Source organism: Campylobacter sp. 7477a, from assembly GCF_014892335.1.
In the GTDB taxonomy this organism is placed as follows: Bacteria; Campylobacterota; Campylobacteria; order Campylobacterales; family Campylobacteraceae; genus Campylobacter_A; species Campylobacter_A californiensis.
The window spans coordinates 12,372-25,566 of the sequence record NZ_JADBJH010000006.1 but is presented as its reverse complement, the minus strand read 5'-3'; the positions used below and the strand labels follow the sequence as shown (position 1 = coordinate 25,566).

The 13,195-nt window shown below is 38.4% G+C and carries 27 protein-coding genes; all 27 read left to right on the top strand.

The annotated features are described in order from the left end of the window. Positions 1-14 precede the first annotated feature (14 nt). The 27 genes from rplC to CCAL5182_RS03735 all read left to right on the top strand — a co-directional run bounded on the left by rplC (position 15) and on the right by CCAL5182_RS03735 (position 13,179). Complete coding sequence (gene rplC / locus CCAL5182_RS03865) at positions 15-593, top strand: 50S ribosomal protein L3 (RefSeq protein WP_336610294.1); 579 nt, start codon at positions 15-17, stop codon at positions 591-593. After that, on the top strand, positions 590-1,204 hold the full coding sequence (rplD, locus tag CCAL5182_RS03860; protein WP_169938275.1) for a 50S ribosomal protein L4: 615 nt from the start codon (positions 590-592) through the stop codon (positions 1,202-1,204). Before rplC ends, rplD begins: the two co-directional genes overlap by 4 nt. A gap of 1 nt (position 1,205) precedes the next feature. After that, positions 1,206-1,487 (top strand): 50S ribosomal protein L23, encoded by a 282-nt coding sequence (locus tag CCAL5182_RS03855; RefSeq protein WP_169972375.1) that lies wholly within the window; start codon positions 1,206-1,208, stop codon positions 1,485-1,487. 1 nt (position 1,488) lies between these two features. Continuing rightward, on the top strand, positions 1,489-2,322 hold the full coding sequence (gene rplB, locus CCAL5182_RS03850; RefSeq protein ID WP_169938270.1) for a 50S ribosomal protein L2: 834 nt from the start codon (positions 1,489-1,491) through the stop codon (positions 2,320-2,322). A gap of 2 nt (positions 2,323-2,324) precedes the next feature. Then, complete coding sequence (gene rpsS, locus CCAL5182_RS03845; protein ID WP_169938268.1) at positions 2,325-2,606, top strand: 30S ribosomal protein S19; 282 nt, start codon at positions 2,325-2,327, stop codon at positions 2,604-2,606. Between the two features lie 10 nt (positions 2,607-2,616). Further along, the gene (gene rplV / locus CCAL5182_RS03840) at positions 2,617-2,949 is read left to right on the top strand and encodes a 50S ribosomal protein L22 (RefSeq protein ID WP_169938266.1); all 333 of its coding nucleotides are present in this window, start codon (positions 2,617-2,619) and stop codon (positions 2,947-2,949) included. Between the two features lies 1 nt (position 2,950). Next, positions 2,951-3,652 (top strand): 30S ribosomal protein S3, encoded by a 702-nt coding sequence (gene rpsC / locus CCAL5182_RS03835; protein ID WP_169938264.1) that lies wholly within the window; start codon positions 2,951-2,953, stop codon positions 3,650-3,652. 2 nt (positions 3,653-3,654) lie between these two features. Further along, a complete protein-coding gene (gene rplP, locus CCAL5182_RS03830; RefSeq protein ID WP_169938262.1) occupies positions 3,655-4,080 on the top strand; it encodes a 50S ribosomal protein L16 in 426 nt (141 codons plus the stop codon). After that, entirely contained in the window at positions 4,067-4,252 is a 186-nt protein-coding gene (gene rpmC, locus CCAL5182_RS03825; protein ID WP_169938260.1) for a 50S ribosomal protein L29, read from the top strand. Before rplP ends, rpmC begins: the two co-directional genes overlap by 14 nt. A gap of 10 nt (positions 4,253-4,262) precedes the next feature. Next, positions 4,263-4,514 carry a 30S ribosomal protein S17 gene (rpsQ, locus tag CCAL5182_RS03820; protein ID WP_169938258.1) on the top strand — a complete coding sequence of 84 codons (252 nt, stop codon included), beginning with the start codon at positions 4,263-4,265 and terminating at the stop codon, positions 4,512-4,514. Continuing rightward, positions 4,514-4,882: a 50S ribosomal protein L14 gene (rplN, locus tag CCAL5182_RS03815; RefSeq protein ID WP_169938256.1), complete on the top strand. Its 369-nt coding sequence runs from the start codon at positions 4,514-4,516 to the stop codon at positions 4,880-4,882. The genes rpsQ and rplN overlap by 1 nt, the downstream gene beginning before the upstream one ends. Then, positions 4,882-5,118 (top strand): 50S ribosomal protein L24, encoded by a 237-nt coding sequence (gene rplX, locus CCAL5182_RS03810; RefSeq protein ID WP_169938254.1) that lies wholly within the window; start codon positions 4,882-4,884, stop codon positions 5,116-5,118. The genes rplN and rplX overlap by 1 nt, the downstream gene beginning before the upstream one ends. A gap of 4 nt (positions 5,119-5,122) precedes the next feature. Next, positions 5,123-5,668 (top strand): 50S ribosomal protein L5, encoded by a 546-nt coding sequence (gene rplE, locus CCAL5182_RS03805; protein WP_169972374.1) that lies wholly within the window; start codon positions 5,123-5,125, stop codon positions 5,666-5,668. A 1-nt stretch (position 5,669) separates the two neighbouring features. After that, positions 5,670-5,855 (top strand): type Z 30S ribosomal protein S14, encoded by a 186-nt coding sequence (locus tag CCAL5182_RS03800; protein ID WP_034970020.1) that lies wholly within the window; start codon positions 5,670-5,672, stop codon positions 5,853-5,855. 9 nt (positions 5,856-5,864) lie between these two features. Next, entirely contained in the window at positions 5,865-6,260 is a 396-nt protein-coding gene (rpsH, locus tag CCAL5182_RS03795; protein ID WP_169972373.1) for a 30S ribosomal protein S8, read from the top strand. 118 nt (positions 6,261-6,378) lie between these two features. After that, a complete protein-coding gene (gene rplF, locus CCAL5182_RS03790) occupies positions 6,379-6,915 on the top strand; it encodes a 50S ribosomal protein L6 (protein WP_169938249.1) in 537 nt (178 codons plus the stop codon). A 10-nt stretch (positions 6,916-6,925) separates the two neighbouring features. Then, entirely contained in the window at positions 6,926-7,282 is a 357-nt protein-coding gene (gene rplR / locus CCAL5182_RS03785; protein ID WP_169938247.1) for a 50S ribosomal protein L18, read from the top strand. A gap of 15 nt (positions 7,283-7,297) precedes the next feature. Continuing rightward, the gene (gene rpsE / locus CCAL5182_RS03780) at positions 7,298-7,741 is read left to right on the top strand and encodes a 30S ribosomal protein S5 (RefSeq protein ID WP_169938245.1); all 444 of its coding nucleotides are present in this window, start codon (positions 7,298-7,300) and stop codon (positions 7,739-7,741) included. 15 nt (positions 7,742-7,756) lie between these two features. Next, complete coding sequence (gene rplO, locus CCAL5182_RS03775) at positions 7,757-8,158, top strand: 50S ribosomal protein L15 (RefSeq protein ID WP_169938243.1); 402 nt, start codon at positions 7,757-7,759, stop codon at positions 8,156-8,158. Further along, positions 8,158-9,420 (top strand): preprotein translocase subunit SecY, encoded by a 1,263-nt coding sequence (gene secY, locus CCAL5182_RS03770; protein WP_169938241.1) that lies wholly within the window; start codon positions 8,158-8,160, stop codon positions 9,418-9,420. Before rplO ends, secY begins: the two co-directional genes overlap by 1 nt. Before the next feature lie 4 nt (positions 9,421-9,424). Next, positions 9,425-10,189: a type I methionyl aminopeptidase gene (gene map / locus CCAL5182_RS03765; protein WP_169938239.1), complete on the top strand. Its 765-nt coding sequence runs from the start codon at positions 9,425-9,427 to the stop codon at positions 10,187-10,189. Positions 10,190-10,208: 19 nt separating this feature from the next. Then, positions 10,209-10,427, top strand: coding sequence for a translation initiation factor IF-1 (gene infA, locus CCAL5182_RS03760; protein WP_009649712.1), 219 nt, complete (start codon positions 10,209-10,211; stop codon positions 10,425-10,427). Between the two features lie 185 nt (positions 10,428-10,612). Then, complete coding sequence (gene rpmJ, locus CCAL5182_RS03755; protein WP_169938237.1) at positions 10,613-10,726, top strand: 50S ribosomal protein L36; 114 nt, start codon at positions 10,613-10,615, stop codon at positions 10,724-10,726. Positions 10,727-10,729: 3 nt separating this feature from the next. Further along, a complete protein-coding gene (rpsM, locus tag CCAL5182_RS03750) occupies positions 10,730-11,098 on the top strand; it encodes a 30S ribosomal protein S13 (RefSeq protein WP_169938235.1) in 369 nt (122 codons plus the stop codon). 9 nt (positions 11,099-11,107) lie between these two features. Then, positions 11,108-11,500, top strand: coding sequence for a 30S ribosomal protein S11 (gene rpsK, locus CCAL5182_RS03745; RefSeq protein ID WP_169938233.1), 393 nt, complete (start codon positions 11,108-11,110; stop codon positions 11,498-11,500). A 27-nt stretch (positions 11,501-11,527) separates the two neighbouring features. Further along, positions 11,528-12,154, top strand: a complete 627-nt coding sequence (gene rpsD, locus CCAL5182_RS03740; RefSeq protein WP_169938231.1) for a 30S ribosomal protein S4 — start codon at positions 11,528-11,530, stop codon at positions 12,152-12,154. Between the two features lie 14 nt (positions 12,155-12,168). Further along, positions 12,169-13,179, top strand: a complete 1,011-nt coding sequence (locus tag CCAL5182_RS03735; protein ID WP_336610293.1) for a DNA-directed RNA polymerase subunit alpha — start codon at positions 12,169-12,171, stop codon at positions 13,177-13,179. Positions 13,180-13,195 lie beyond the last annotated feature (16 nt).

The following is a 13,195-nucleotide window of genomic DNA, read 5'->3' as shown; positions in this document are numbered from 1 at the left end:
AAAAGGAAAAGAGTATGGAATATATCGTAGAAAAAATAGGCATGAGTAGAACGGTATCTGCTCAAAGCACACCGGTTACACTACTAAGACTTGTTGAAGCTAAGGTATGCGAAGTTGATGCTAATAAACGTGCTATCGTTGCTTATGCAGACACTAAAGCAGCTAATAAAGCCATAGCTGGTCAGCAAAAAAAATACAATCTAACTCCCGAATTTAACAAATTTGCAACTTTGACTGTAGTAAATACAGAGGCTGGAAATCTTGATGTTACACCTTTAACAGAAGCTAAAGTTTTAAAAGTTAGCTTTAACTCAAAAGGTAGAGGATATCAAGGCGTTGTTAAAAGACACGGATTCGCAGGCGGTCCTAAATCTCACGGCTCACGCTTCCATAGACGTCACGGTTCTATCGGTAACTGCGAATGGCCTGGACGTGTTCAACCTGGTATGAAAATGGCTGGACACATGGGAAATGAGAAAGTAACCGTTAAAAATGAATTAGTAAGTTTTGACGCAGACAACGGTATCGTTGTTGTAAAAGGTTGCGTTCCGGGACATAACGGTGCAATGGGTAGAATAAGGATTGTAAAATGAGTAAAGTTTTAGTATTAAACGAGAAATTTGAAAAGTCAGGCGAACTTGCGCTTCCTGCAGAATTTGCAGAAGTAAATCCGCACAATCTTTATCTTTATGTAAAATCTTACCTAGCTAGCATGAGAGCAAACACGGCTCACACTAAAAGTCGTGCATTTGTAAGCGGTGGCGGCAAGAAGCCATGGAGACAAAAAGGTCGTGGTGGTGCACGTGCCGGTTCAACTAGAACAAACGTATGGGTTGGCGGTGCAGTAGCTTTTGGTCCTACAAATAATAAAAACTATTTCCAAAAAGTAAACAAGAAGCAAAAAAGACTTGCTCTTGAATTTGCTCTAAATGAAAAAGCAGCAGCTAATAAGCTTTTTGCTGTTGATAGCATCGCTATCGAAAGCGGAAAAACTAAAGATGCTGCAAAAGTTATCAAAGCTCTAAACGTAAGAGATGTTTTAGTAGTTAAAGATCTACTTGACGATAAAACACTTTTAGCTTTTAGAAACCTAGCAAATTGCTATGTTGTTGATGCAAGTGAAGTAAATGCTTATTTGGTAGCAACATATAGTGCAGTTATTATCGAAAAAGCAGCACTACAAACTATAACAAAAGAGGGCTAAAATGGCAGATATAACTGATATCAAAACAATTATTTATACAGAAAAAACTCTTGGCCTTCAAGAACAAGGCGTTGTAGTTATCCAAACTTCACCAAAGGTTACTAAAAACGGCTTAAAAGAGGTTTTAAAAGAGTATTTCGGTGTAACGCCACTTCGCATAAATTCACTTAGAATGGACGGCAAAGTTAAGCGTTTTAGAGGTAGAGTTGGCGTAAGAGACGATTTCAAGAAATTTTATGTCAAATTACCGGAAGGCGTAAGCCTAGAAAATACGGAGGCATAAAATGGCTATAAAATCATATAAACCATATACTCCAAGCCGTAGATATATCACTGGACTAAGTTCAGAAGACATTACGGCTAAACCAAGTGTTAGAAGTCTTCTTATCAAACTTCCTGCAACTGGTGGTAGAAATAATAATGGTCGTATAACATCTCGCCATAAAGAGGCAGGTGCTAAGAAATTATATCGTATCATCGACTTCAAACGCCGCAAATTCGGTATCGAAGGTAAAGTTGAAGCGATCGAATACGATCCAAACAGAAACTGCCGTATCGCACTTATATCATACAAAGACGGCGAGAAGAGATATATCATCAGACCTAGTGGCTTAAACGTAGGCGATGTTGTAGCCTCAATCGACGAAGGATCACTTGATATAAAACCGGGTAACGCTATGAAATTACGCTTTATCCCTGTTGGTACTATCGTTCACAATATCGAGTTAAAACCTGGCAAAGGTGCTCAAATCGCTCGTTCAGCTGGTGGTTATGCACAACTTATGGGTAAAGAAGAAAAATACGTTATCCTAAGAATGCCAAGCGGTGAAATGAGACAAGTTCTTGCTGAGTGTATGGCTACTGTAGGTGTTGTCGGCAACGAAGATTGGGCAAATGTTACTATAGGTAAAGCAGGACGTAATCGCCACCGCGGTATCCGCCCACAAACTCGTGGTTCTGCGATGAACCCGGTAGATCACCCACACGGTGGTGGTGAAGGTAAGAAAAACTCTGGTCGTCATCCGGTTACTCCATGGGGTAAACCGACTAAGGGTGCTAAAACTCGCCGCAAAAAAGCAAGCGATAAGCTTATAATTTCAAGAAGGAAAGGAAAATAGAGATGGCAAGATCACTCAAAAAAGGTCCTTTCGTAGATGAGCATGTAATGAAAAAAGTCGTTGCGGCTAAGTCTGCAAATGACAATAAACCAATCAAAACATGGTCAAGACGTAGCACGATCGTACCTGAAATGATTGGATTAACATTTAACGTTCATAACGGCAAAAGCTTTATCCCTGTGTATGTTACTGAAAACCACATTGGATATAAACTTGGTGAATTCGCTCCAACACGCACATTTAAGGGTCATAAAGGCTCTGTGCAAAAGAAAATCGGCAAGTAAGGGGTAGAGTATGAGTAAAGCTATTATAAAATTTGTAAGACTCTCTCCTACAAAAGCTAGACTAATTGCACGTGAAGTTCAAGGCATGAATGCCGAATTAGCCCTTGCAAGTTTGCAATTTATGCCAAATCGCGGTGCTAAATTTATAGCAAACGCTATCAGCTCAGCTGTTGCAAACGGCGGTTTTGAGCCTGAGGAGGTTGTAGTTAGCAGTTGTCGCGTGGATGCTGGTCCTGTGTTAAAGAGATTTAGACCAAGAGCAAGAGGAACTGCGAGTAGAATTCGCAAACCAACTTCTCATGTAATGGTAGAAGTATCTAAACCTGAAAAGAAGGAAGCATAATATGGGACAAAAAGTAAATCCGATAGGTCTTAGACTAGGTATAAACCGCAACTGGGAATCACGCTGGTTTCCTTCTAAAGATAGCCTTGCACAAAACATCGGCGAGGACTATAAAATTCGTGCATTTTTAAAGAAAAAACTTTATTATGCGGGAATAAGCCAAATTTTAATCGAAAGAACAGCTAAAAAACTACGTGTAACAGTAGTTGCAGCTCGCCCTGGTATTATCATCGGCAAAAAAGGTCAAGATGTTGAAGTTCTTAAAAACGATGTTGCAAAACTAATCGGCAAAGATGTGAACATTAACATTAAAGAGGAAAGAAAAGCTCAAGCTTCTGCTCAACTTGCAGCCGAAAACGTTGCTATGCAACTAGAAAAACGTGTTGCTTTCCGCCGCGCGATGAAAAAAGTTATCCAAGGTGCTCAAAAGTCAGGTGCAAAAGGTATTAAAATTTCAGTTGCAGGACGTCTTGGTGGTGCCGAGATGGCAAGAACTGAATGGTATCTTGAGGGACGTGTTCCACTCCATACACTTAGAGCGAAGATTGATTACGGTGTTGCAGAAGCACACACAACTTATGGTAACATAGGTATTAAAGTGTGGATATTTAAAGGTGAAGTTCTTCAAAAAGGCGTTCAAGCAGAGCGTAACGAAGAAGAAAAAGCTGATAGAAAACCACGCAGAGCAAGAAGAGGTAAATAATTATGTTGATGCCTAAAAGAACGAAATTTCGTAAGCAAATGAAAGGTCGCAATCGCGGCTATGCAACTCGCGGTGCATCTTTATCAACAGGCGAATTTGCTATTAAAGCAGTTGAAGCTGGACGTGTAAATTCACGCCAAATAGAAGCTGCTCGTCAAGCTCTAACTCGTCATGTTAAAAGACAGGCTAAAATTTGGATTAGAGTTTTCCCTGATAAACCGCTAACTAAAAAGCCTCTACAAACTCGTATGGGTAAAGGTAAGGCAGGTGTTGAAGAGTGGGTTATGAATATCAAACCTGGTCGTATCATCTATGAAATGGCAGGTGTTAGTGAAGAGCTTGCACGTGAAGCGTTAACTCTAGCTATGCACAAGTTGCCGTTTAAGACAAAATTTGTAACGCGAGAGAGTGAAAATGAAATATACTGAGATTAAAGACAAAAGCGTTGCAGAACTAAACGCATTGTTAAAAGAGAAAAAGGTGCTTTTATTTACACTAAAACAAAAGTTAAAAACTATGCAGTTAAGCAACCCTAATGAGATTAGTGCTGTTAAAAAAGAGATAGCACAGATCAACACTGCAATTAGTGCTACAAAGTAAGGGGTGAAATATGGCATTAAAAAGAGAAATTCAAGGCGTAGTTTTACAAAAAGCCGGTGATAAAACAGCTACTATCTTGGTAGAAAGACGCGTTATGCACCCAAGATATCATAAATTTGTAAAACGTTTTAAGAAATATTTGGTTCATGATGAGAAAAATGAACTAAACGCAGGAGATACGGTTATCGCAGTTGAGTGCAGACCGCTTTCTGCACGTAAAAGCTTTCGCTTAAAAGCTGTTTTAGCAAAGGGAGTTGAGTAATGATTCAAAGTTTTACAAGACTAGCAGTTGCTGATAATAGCGGCGCAAAAGAATTAATGTGTATTAAGGTTTTAGGCGGCAGCAAAAGAAGATACGCAACACTTGGCGATATCATTATTTGTTCTGTTAAAAAGGCTCTTCCAAACGGTAAGATCAAAAAAGGTCAAGTTGTAAAAGCTGTAGTTGTTAGAACTAAAAAAGAAGTTCAAAGAGACAATGGTTCGTTGATTCGTTTTGACGAGAACGCAGCCGTTATCCTTGATAACAAAAGAGAGCCAGTAGGAACACGTATCTTTGGACCAGTTGGTCGTGAAGTTAGATATGCTAACTTTATGAAGATCGTTTCACTAGCACCGGAGGTTCTATAATGGCAAACGTTAAATTTAAGATCAAAAAAGGTGATACCGTAAAGATAATCACCGGAGATGACAAAGGTAAAACTGGTAAAGTTTTATCTGTTCTTGCAAAAAAAGGTCAAGTTATAGTTGAAGGCTGCAAAGTAGCTAAGAAGGCTATAAAACCAAGCGAGAAGACTCCAAACGGCGGTCATATTAACAAAGAAATGCCGATAGACATCTCAAATGTTGCGAAAGTTGAGGAGTAAGAGCATGAGTAGATTAAAAGATAAATTTAACGAGAGCATTAAACCTGCTTTAGTTAAAGAATTTGATATTAAAAACCCGATGCTTATTCCGGCACTTGAAAAGATTGTTATTAGCGTTGGAGCAAATGATTCTGCAAAGGACCAAAAAGTTCTTCAAAACATGGCAGATACTATTTCGCTAATCGCTGGTCAAAAAGCAATTATAACAAATGCTAAAAAATCAGTTGCAGGCTTTAAAGTGCGTGAAGGTTTCCCTGTCGGTATAAAAGTTACTTTAAGAAAAGAGCAAATGTATGCGTTCTTAGATAAACTTATAAGTGTTGCGCTTCCAAGAGTTAAAGACTTCCGTGGTTTACCAAGAAATGGCTTTGACGGACGCGGTAATTACAACTTTGGTTTAACTGAGCAGCTAATGTTCCCAGAGGTTGAGTATGATAAAATTTTACGTACTCACGGTATGAACATAACTATCGCTACAACGGCTAACAATGACAAAGAGGCATTCAAATTGCTAGAGCTATTTGGTTTGCCGTTTGCAAAAGGAAAGTAATATGGCTAAAAAATCAATGATAGCAAAAGCTGCACGCAAACCTAAATTTGCGGTTCGCGGCTATACAAGATGCCAAATTTGCGGACGTCCGCACTCTGTGTATCAAGACTTTGGAATTTGCCGTGTCTGCCTAAGAAAAATGGCTAACGAAGGACTAATCCCTGGTCTTAAAAAAGCAAGTTGGTAAGGAAAAGATATGTTAAATGACTTAATATCAGACGGACTAACCCGTATTAGAAATGCAAGCATGAGAAAGCTTGAGACAACAAAGCTTCTACATTCAAATGTTGTTGAGGCTACTCTTTCTATCCTTGCTGCAAAAGGCTACATAGAGAGCTTTAATGTTGTAGAAGAGAATAACAAAAAATTCATTAATGTTGTTCTTAAATACGACGAGCGCGGACAAAGCGTTATAAACGAACTAAAAAGAGTTTCAAAACCAGGTCGCCGTGTTTACCAAGGTAAAGACGACATCAAGCGTTTCAAAAACGGTTACGGAACGATTATCGTTAGCACAAGCAAAGGCGTTTTAAGCAACGAAGACGCACACAAAGCTGGTGTTGGCGGTGAAATTCTTTGTACAGTTTGGTAATTTTTAAGGCTTAATGCCTTAAAAATTTAGGTTAGTTTTTTGCGAAAGCATTAAAATTTACGGCATTGTGGTGCTGATTCAAGATTGTAAAAGCACCCTAGATAAGTAAAGGAAATAAATGTCACGTATTGGAAAACAACCGATAGCTATACCTGCTGGTGTAGAAGTCAGTGTTGATAATAATGTCCTAAAATTTAAAAAGGGCAACTTAACAAAAGAGCTTGACACAAAAGGCAATGTTGATGTCAAAATCGAAAATGGTTCAATAGTTTTTGCTGCAAAAGGCGAAGATCGCCAAAGCAGAGCATTCTGGGGTACATATAGAGCTTTAGCTAACAATATAGTTATAGGTCTTACTGTAGGTTTTACTCGCCAATTAGAAATCAACGGTGTTGGTTATAAAGCGGCTGTTAAAGGTAAAATTTTAGAGTTAACTTTAGGCTTTTCACACCTAATTAACTATGAGCTTCCAGAAGGCATCGAGGCTACGGTTGAGAGAAACGTAATTACCCTAAAAGGTAGCGATAAACAAGTTATCGGTCAAGTTGCTGCTCAAGTTAGAGGATTTAGACCGCCAGAGCCATACAAAGGTAAAGGTGTTAAATACGTTGAAGAGCGCATAATCCGCAAAGCGGGCAAGACATCTAAGAAGTAAGGGATAGGTTATGACAGCAAAAGTATTAAAAAGAAAACTAGCTCTTAGATTAAAGAGAAAAAAAAGAGTTAGAGGTAAAATTTCAGGTGTTGCCAGCTGCCCTAGAGTATCTATTTTTAAATCAAATAGAACTATTTACGCTCAAGCTATCGACGATGTTACGGCTACAACATTAGCTGCTGCAGATGGACGCAAATTGGGTATAAAAGCAAATAAAGACGGTGCTGCTGTTTTAGCTAAAGAATTTGCGGCTTCTTTAAAAGCTAAAGGTATTGAAGTAGCGGTATTTGATAGAAATGGCTACCTGTACCACGGTGTAGTTGCTGCATTTGCCGATGCTCTACGCGAAAATGGCATCAAACTATAACCCAAAGGAAAATCGATGGAAAAGTATAATAGAGAAGAATTTGAAGAAGTAATGGTCGATATCGGCAGGGTTACAAAGGTTGTTAAAGGTGGTCGTAGATTTAGGTTTACAGCTCTTGTTGTAGTTGGAAACAGAAAAGGTCTTGTCGGCTTTGGTTACGGTAAGGCTAAGGAAGTTCCTGATGCGATGAGAAAAGCTGTTGACGATGCGTTTAAAAATATCATCGAAGTTAAAATTAAAGGTACAACTATACCTCACGATATCGAAGTTAAGTATAATGCAAGTCGTGTTTTACTTCGCCCGGCTAGCGAAGGTACAGGTGTTATCGCCGGTGGTAGTGCACGCCCTATTATAGAGCTTGCAGGTATTAAGGATATCCTTACAAAATCACTTGGTTCAAACAACTCGGCAAACGTCGTTCGTGCTACTATAAAAGCACTTAGTATGCTAAAAAGCTAAGAGAAAGGAAAGTAAATGGCACTAGAAAATTTAACTCCGGCTCCTGGCTCAACGCACTCTACAAAGAGAATAGGTCGCGGTCAAGGTAGCGGTAACGGTAAAACTGCAGGAAAAGGTAACAAAGGTCAAAGAGCAAGAAAAGGCTACAATGAGAAGCGTGGTTTTGAGGGTGGACAACAACCGCTTCAAAGACGTCTACCAAAAGTAGGTTTTGCTTCTAAATTTGAAAAACCTTATGTTATTAACGTAGAAAAGATCGTTGCGGTAAAAGAGCTTAACGAAATAACTATAGCATCAATCGCAACAGTTCATAAAATTTCAAAGAGCGTAACAAAAATAAAACTTATCGGATCAAGCGCTAAAGAACTTGTGTCAAAGATAAAAGATAGTAACGTTAGCGTAACTGGACAAAAATAATGAATAAAACACTCGTCAACAAGATATTAATCACGTTGGCATTTTTGTTCGCATACAGGATACTGGCATATGTGCCGGTTCCTGGCGTTAATGTCGATGTTATTAAGGAATTTTTTAGCTCGAACAACAACAACGCTTTAGGTTTATTCAATATGTTTAGCGGTAACGCCGCTGAGCGTCTTAGTATTATCTCTCTTGGTATTATGCCTTACATTACTGCTTCTATCATCATGGAGCTTTTAGCTGCTACATTCCCAAATTTGGGTAAGATGAAAAAAGAACGCGACGGCATGCAAAAATACATGCAAATCATCCGCTACGCTACGATAATTATCACTTTGATCCAATCAATCGGTGTTAGTATAGGACTTCAAAGTCTTACTGGACGTGGCGGTGAGCAGGCTATTATGATAGATATGAATTTATTTATAGCGATTTCTGCTGTTTCTATGCTAACAGGAACGATGCTACTTATGTGGATCGGTGAACAGATTACTCAGCGCGGTATCGGTAACGGCATCAGTCTTATCATTTTCGCAGGTATTGTTTCAGGTATCCCGAGTGCGATTAGCGGTACGATAAATCTAGTAAATACAAGCGAGATGAACTTCCTTGTTGTTATAGGAATTTTACTTGTGATACTTGCTACTATCGGAGCGATCATCTTTGTAGAAATGGGCGAAAGACGTATTCCGATTTCGTATTCTCGTAAGGTTGTTATGCAAAATCAAAATAAACGTATAATGAATTATATTCCGATTAAAGTAAATTTAAGCGGCGTTATACCTCCGATTTTTGCCTCTGCGATACTTATGTTTCCAAGTACTATACTACAGGCAAGCACAAACCCATACATACAAGCTATTAATGATTTTTTAAATCCAAATGGTTATATGTTTAACTTTTTAACGTTTTTATTTGTTATCTTTTTTGCATATTTTTATGCCTCTATCGTATTTAATACAAAAGATATAAGTGAAAATTTAAAAAGACAAGGTGGTTTTATACCAGGTGTTAGACCCGGTGAAAATACGGCTAACTATCTAAACGAAGTTGCTGGAAGACTAACGTTTAGCGGCGCTATATATCTTGGTCTGATCTCAACTCTACCTTGGGTTTTGGTTAAAACCATGGGTGTTCCATTTTATTTTGGTGGTACTTCTGTACTTATCGTTGTTTCGGTCGCTCTTGATACAATGAGAAGAATAGAAGCGCAAATTTATATGAACAAGTATCAAACGCTAAGTGCGGTCGGGCTATAACAAAATGGCTATTTCGTTAAAAAGACCGGCTGAGATTGAAAATATGAGAGCGGCGAATATGATCGTCGCTCGAACGCTTGATTATATTTCTACTATCATAAAACCAGGAATTTCTCTACTTGAGATAGATAAAATCTGTGAAGACATGATAAGAAGTGCGGGGGCAAAACCTGCTTTTAAAGGACTTTATGGATTTCCAAATGCTGCTTGCATAAGTGTAAATGAAGTTGTTATACACGGAATCCCAAACGAATACGTTTTAAAAAAGGGTGATATCGTAAGTGTTGATATTGGTTCGAATTTAAACGGATATTTTGGCGATAGTGCTAGAACATTTGGCGTGGGGGAAATTTCAAAACAAGATAAGGCGCTTATAGATTGCAGTAAAGACTCTCTTTATTTTGCTATTGATTTCATTGAAGCCGGTATGCATTTTAAAGAAGTTTGCTATGAGATAGAAAAATTTATTCTTGCACGTGGCTTTGTTCCTCTTAGAGGATTTTGTGGACACGGCATAGGCAAACGTCCTCATGAAGAGCCTGAAGTTCCTAATTACCTTGAAGGAAATAATCCAAAAGCCGGACCAAAGATAAAAAACGGAATGACGTTTTGCATTGAGCCTATGATTTGTCAAAAAGACGGCACCCCGATAATAGGTGCTGACAAATGGAAGGTAACAAGCAAAGATGGCCTTAGAACGAGCCACTATGAGCATTGTGTAGCTATCGTAAACGGCAAAGCTGAAATTTTAAGTAAGTCAGAAATTTGAAAATTTAATGGAGGTATGAGTGGCAAAAGATGATGTTATAGAAATCGACGGTAACGTAGTCGAAGCTTTACCTAATGCTACATTTAAGGTTGAGCTTGATAATAAGCATGTGATTTTATGTCATATCGCTGGAAAAATGAGAATGCATTACATAAAAATAATGCCAGGAGATCGTGTAAAAGTCGAGCTTACACCATATAGCCTAGATAAAGGTCGCATAACATATAGATACAAATAAAACTTGTTTTTATATTAGTGCTAAGTGAAATTAAAGCTTGATTTGGATAAAATCTAAGCTTTGCAATAAGCTGTATGAAGAATTATTTTCAAAGTCCCCACTTATTTTGAAAATAGTTGGTTTAAAATTTTCTTTAAACCTGATGCAGCCCCTAAAAAAGTGGAATAAATTTTTAGGAGACTAAGATGAAAGTTCGTCCTTCTGTAAAGAAGATGTGTGACAAATGCAAAATTGTCAAACGTAGCGGAATCGTACGCGTTATCTGCGAAAATCCAAAACATAAACAAAGACAAGGATAAAAGATGGCACGTATAGCAGGTGTAGATTTACCAAATAAAAAAAGAATAGAGTATGGCTTAACATACATCTATGGCATAGGTCTTTACAAGTCACGTCAAATTCTTGACGCAGTAAACATCTCTTACGACAAGAGAGTTCATGAGCTAAGTGAAGATGAGGCTGCGGCTATCCGTAAAGAGATTCAAGAGCACCATATCGTTGAGGGTGATCTTAGAAAACAAGTTGCTATGGATATAAAAGCACTTATGGATCTTGGAAGCTATCGTGGTCTTCGCCACAGAAAAGGTCTTCCGGTTCGTGGTCAAAAAACTAAGACAAATGCACGCACCAGAAAAGGTAAGCGTAAAACTGTCGGCGCAGCGACTAAGTAAGGATAGACAATGGCAAAAAGAAAAATCGTTAAGAAAAAAATCGTTAGAAAAAGTATAGCCAAAGGTATCGTTTATATTAGCGCTACTTTTAACAATACAATGGTTACCGTAACCGATGAGATGGGAAATGCTATCGCATGGAGTAGTGCCGGTGGTTTAGGTTTTAAAGGAAGCAAAAAATCAACTCCTTATGCAGCACAACAAGCTGTTGAAGACGCACTAAGCAAAGCAAAAGAACACGGTATAAAAGAGGTTGGCATAAAGGTTCAAGGTCCTGGTAGCGGTCGTGAAACTGCTGTTAAGAGCGTAGGAGCGGTTGAGGGTATTAAAGTAACATTCTTAAAAGACATAACCCCACTTGCACACAATGGTTGCAGACCACCAAAACGCCGCCGCGTCTAATGATATAGAGAATTAGGAGAAATTATTATGGCTAGATATAGAGGACCAGTTGAAAAATTAGAAAGACGTCTAGGTGTTTCTCTTGCTCTTAAAGGCGAGAGGAGACTTGCCGGTAAAAGCGCGCTTGATAAGCGTCCATTTGCACCGGGACAGCATGGACAAAGAAGAGCAAAAATAAGCGAATATGGTTTACAACTCCGTGAAAAACAAAAAGCTAAATTTATGTATGGTGTTAGCGAAAAACAATTCCACCGTCTATTTAGCGAAGCTGCTCGCAGAGAAGGCAACACAGGTGCACTTCTTGTTCAATTATTAGAGCAAAGACTTGATAACGTAGTTTACAGAATGGGCTTCGCGACAACTCGTCGTTTTGCTCGTCAGCTTGTAACCCATGGTCACATTCTTGTTAATGGCAAGAGAGTTGATATCCCGTCTTACAGAGTTGAACCGGGTGCAAAAGTAGAGATCGCTGAAAAATCTAAAAACAACCCACAAATCGTTCGTGCGATTGACCTTACAGCTCAAACTGGTATAGTTGGTTGGGTTGATGTTGAAAAAGATAAAAAATTTGGAATTTTTACAAGAAACCCTGAAAGAGAAGAGGTTATCATTCCAATCGAGGAAAGATTCATAGTAGAGCTTTACTCAAAATAATAAAGGATATAATGATGAGAAAAATTACTACATCAGCTTATATGCCTACTGAGATAAAAGTTGAAAGTGTAAGTGAAAATGTGGCTAAGATTACCGCATATCCGTTTGAGGCGGGTTATGCAGTAACTCTTGCTCATCCGCTTCGTCGTCTTCTTTATACAAGCACCGTAGGTTTTGCGCCTACAGGTGTTAAAATAAAGGGCGTAAGTCATGAATTTGATAGCATGCGCGGTATGCTTGAGGATGTTGCCTTTTTTATTATAAATTTAAAAAAGATACGCTTTAAGCTTAAAAATGACTCTGATAGAGAAGTTATCGAGTATAGCTTTAAGGGGCCAAAAGAGATAACTGGAGCCGATCTTAACAATGATATAATTGAGATAGTTAATCCAGATGCTTATCTTGCAACCATAAACGAAGATGCTGAATTAAATTTCAGTGTTATTATTCAAAAGGGTATAGGATATGTTCCTAGCGAAGAAATTCGCGACAAGATGGAAGAAGACTATATAGCGCTTGATGCGTTTTTTACTCCTGTTAAAAAGGCTGTATACGACATCGAGAGCGTTTTGGTTGAAGATAATCCTGATTTTGAAAAGATTGTTTTTACAATCACTACAGATGGACAAGTTGGGCCTATTGAGGCATTTAAACACTGCTTAGAGGCTATGTATCAGCAAATGTCTGTATTTAAGGGTGTTTTAGATATTGATGTAAATATGCCTGTTTCTAACTCAAGTGTAGGCGGTGAGCACGGTAAATTGCTTTCAAATGTTGAAGAGCTAAATTTAAGTGCTAGAAGTTTTAACTGCCTAGATAAAGCTGAAATTAGATACATTGGCGAACTTGCCTTGATGGATGAAAACGAACTTAAAGAGCTAAAAAACCTCGGCAAAAAATCTCTTGAAGAGATAAAAGCCGTTATGGAAGAGATCGGTTATCCTGTTGGAACTGATATCTTAAAAGATAGCAAAGAGCAGCTCAAAAAGAAAATTGCTGAGCTAAAATCGCAAATGAGCGTATAAAAAAACAAGGATAGAT

What these genes read in the sequence shown, in the direction of transcription:
- rplC (WP_336610294.1), top strand. Translation starts at nt 15, where the DNA reads ATGGAATATATCGTAGAAAAAATAGGCATGAGTAGAACGGTATCTGCT.
- rplD (WP_169938275.1), top strand. Translation starts at nt 590, where the DNA reads ATGAGTAAAGTTTTAGTATTAAACGAGAAATTTGAAAAGTCAGGCGAA.
- CCAL5182_RS03855 (WP_169972375.1), top strand. Translation starts at nt 1,206, where the DNA reads ATGGCAGATATAACTGATATCAAAACAATTATTTATACAGAAAAAACT.
- rplB (WP_169938270.1), top strand. Translation starts at nt 1,489, where the DNA reads ATGGCTATAAAATCATATAAACCATATACTCCAAGCCGTAGATATATC.
- rpsS (WP_169938268.1), top strand. Translation starts at nt 2,325, where the DNA reads ATGGCAAGATCACTCAAAAAAGGTCCTTTCGTAGATGAGCATGTAATG.
- rplV (WP_169938266.1), top strand. Translation starts at nt 2,617, where the DNA reads ATGAGTAAAGCTATTATAAAATTTGTAAGACTCTCTCCTACAAAAGCT.
- rpsC (WP_169938264.1), top strand. Translation starts at nt 2,951, where the DNA reads ATGGGACAAAAAGTAAATCCGATAGGTCTTAGACTAGGTATAAACCGC.
- rplP (WP_169938262.1), top strand. Translation starts at nt 3,655, where the DNA reads ATGTTGATGCCTAAAAGAACGAAATTTCGTAAGCAAATGAAAGGTCGC.
- rpmC (WP_169938260.1), top strand. Translation starts at nt 4,067, where the DNA reads ATGAAATATACTGAGATTAAAGACAAAAGCGTTGCAGAACTAAACGCA.
- rpsQ (WP_169938258.1), top strand. Translation starts at nt 4,263, where the DNA reads ATGGCATTAAAAAGAGAAATTCAAGGCGTAGTTTTACAAAAAGCCGGT.
- rplN (WP_169938256.1), top strand. Translation starts at nt 4,514, where the DNA reads ATGATTCAAAGTTTTACAAGACTAGCAGTTGCTGATAATAGCGGCGCA.
- rplX (WP_169938254.1), top strand. Translation starts at nt 4,882, where the DNA reads ATGGCAAACGTTAAATTTAAGATCAAAAAAGGTGATACCGTAAAGATA.
- rplE (WP_169972374.1), top strand. Translation starts at nt 5,123, where the DNA reads ATGAGTAGATTAAAAGATAAATTTAACGAGAGCATTAAACCTGCTTTA.
- CCAL5182_RS03800 (WP_034970020.1), top strand. Translation starts at nt 5,670, where the DNA reads ATGGCTAAAAAATCAATGATAGCAAAAGCTGCACGCAAACCTAAATTT.
- rpsH (WP_169972373.1), top strand. Translation starts at nt 5,865, where the DNA reads ATGTTAAATGACTTAATATCAGACGGACTAACCCGTATTAGAAATGCA.
- rplF (WP_169938249.1), top strand. Translation starts at nt 6,379, where the DNA reads ATGTCACGTATTGGAAAACAACCGATAGCTATACCTGCTGGTGTAGAA.
- rplR (WP_169938247.1), top strand. Translation starts at nt 6,926, where the DNA reads ATGACAGCAAAAGTATTAAAAAGAAAACTAGCTCTTAGATTAAAGAGA.
- rpsE (WP_169938245.1), top strand. Translation starts at nt 7,298, where the DNA reads ATGGAAAAGTATAATAGAGAAGAATTTGAAGAAGTAATGGTCGATATC.
- rplO (WP_169938243.1), top strand. Translation starts at nt 7,757, where the DNA reads ATGGCACTAGAAAATTTAACTCCGGCTCCTGGCTCAACGCACTCTACA.
- secY (WP_169938241.1), top strand. Translation starts at nt 8,158, where the DNA reads ATGAATAAAACACTCGTCAACAAGATATTAATCACGTTGGCATTTTTG.
- map (WP_169938239.1), top strand. Translation starts at nt 9,425, where the DNA reads ATGGCTATTTCGTTAAAAAGACCGGCTGAGATTGAAAATATGAGAGCG.
- rpmJ (WP_169938237.1), top strand. Translation starts at nt 10,613, where the DNA reads ATGAAAGTTCGTCCTTCTGTAAAGAAGATGTGTGACAAATGCAAAATT.
- rpsM (WP_169938235.1), top strand. Translation starts at nt 10,730, where the DNA reads ATGGCACGTATAGCAGGTGTAGATTTACCAAATAAAAAAAGAATAGAG.
- rpsK (WP_169938233.1), top strand. Translation starts at nt 11,108, where the DNA reads ATGGCAAAAAGAAAAATCGTTAAGAAAAAAATCGTTAGAAAAAGTATA.
- rpsD (WP_169938231.1), top strand. Translation starts at nt 11,528, where the DNA reads ATGGCTAGATATAGAGGACCAGTTGAAAAATTAGAAAGACGTCTAGGT.
- CCAL5182_RS03735 (WP_336610293.1), top strand. Translation starts at nt 12,169, where the DNA reads ATGAGAAAAATTACTACATCAGCTTATATGCCTACTGAGATAAAAGTT.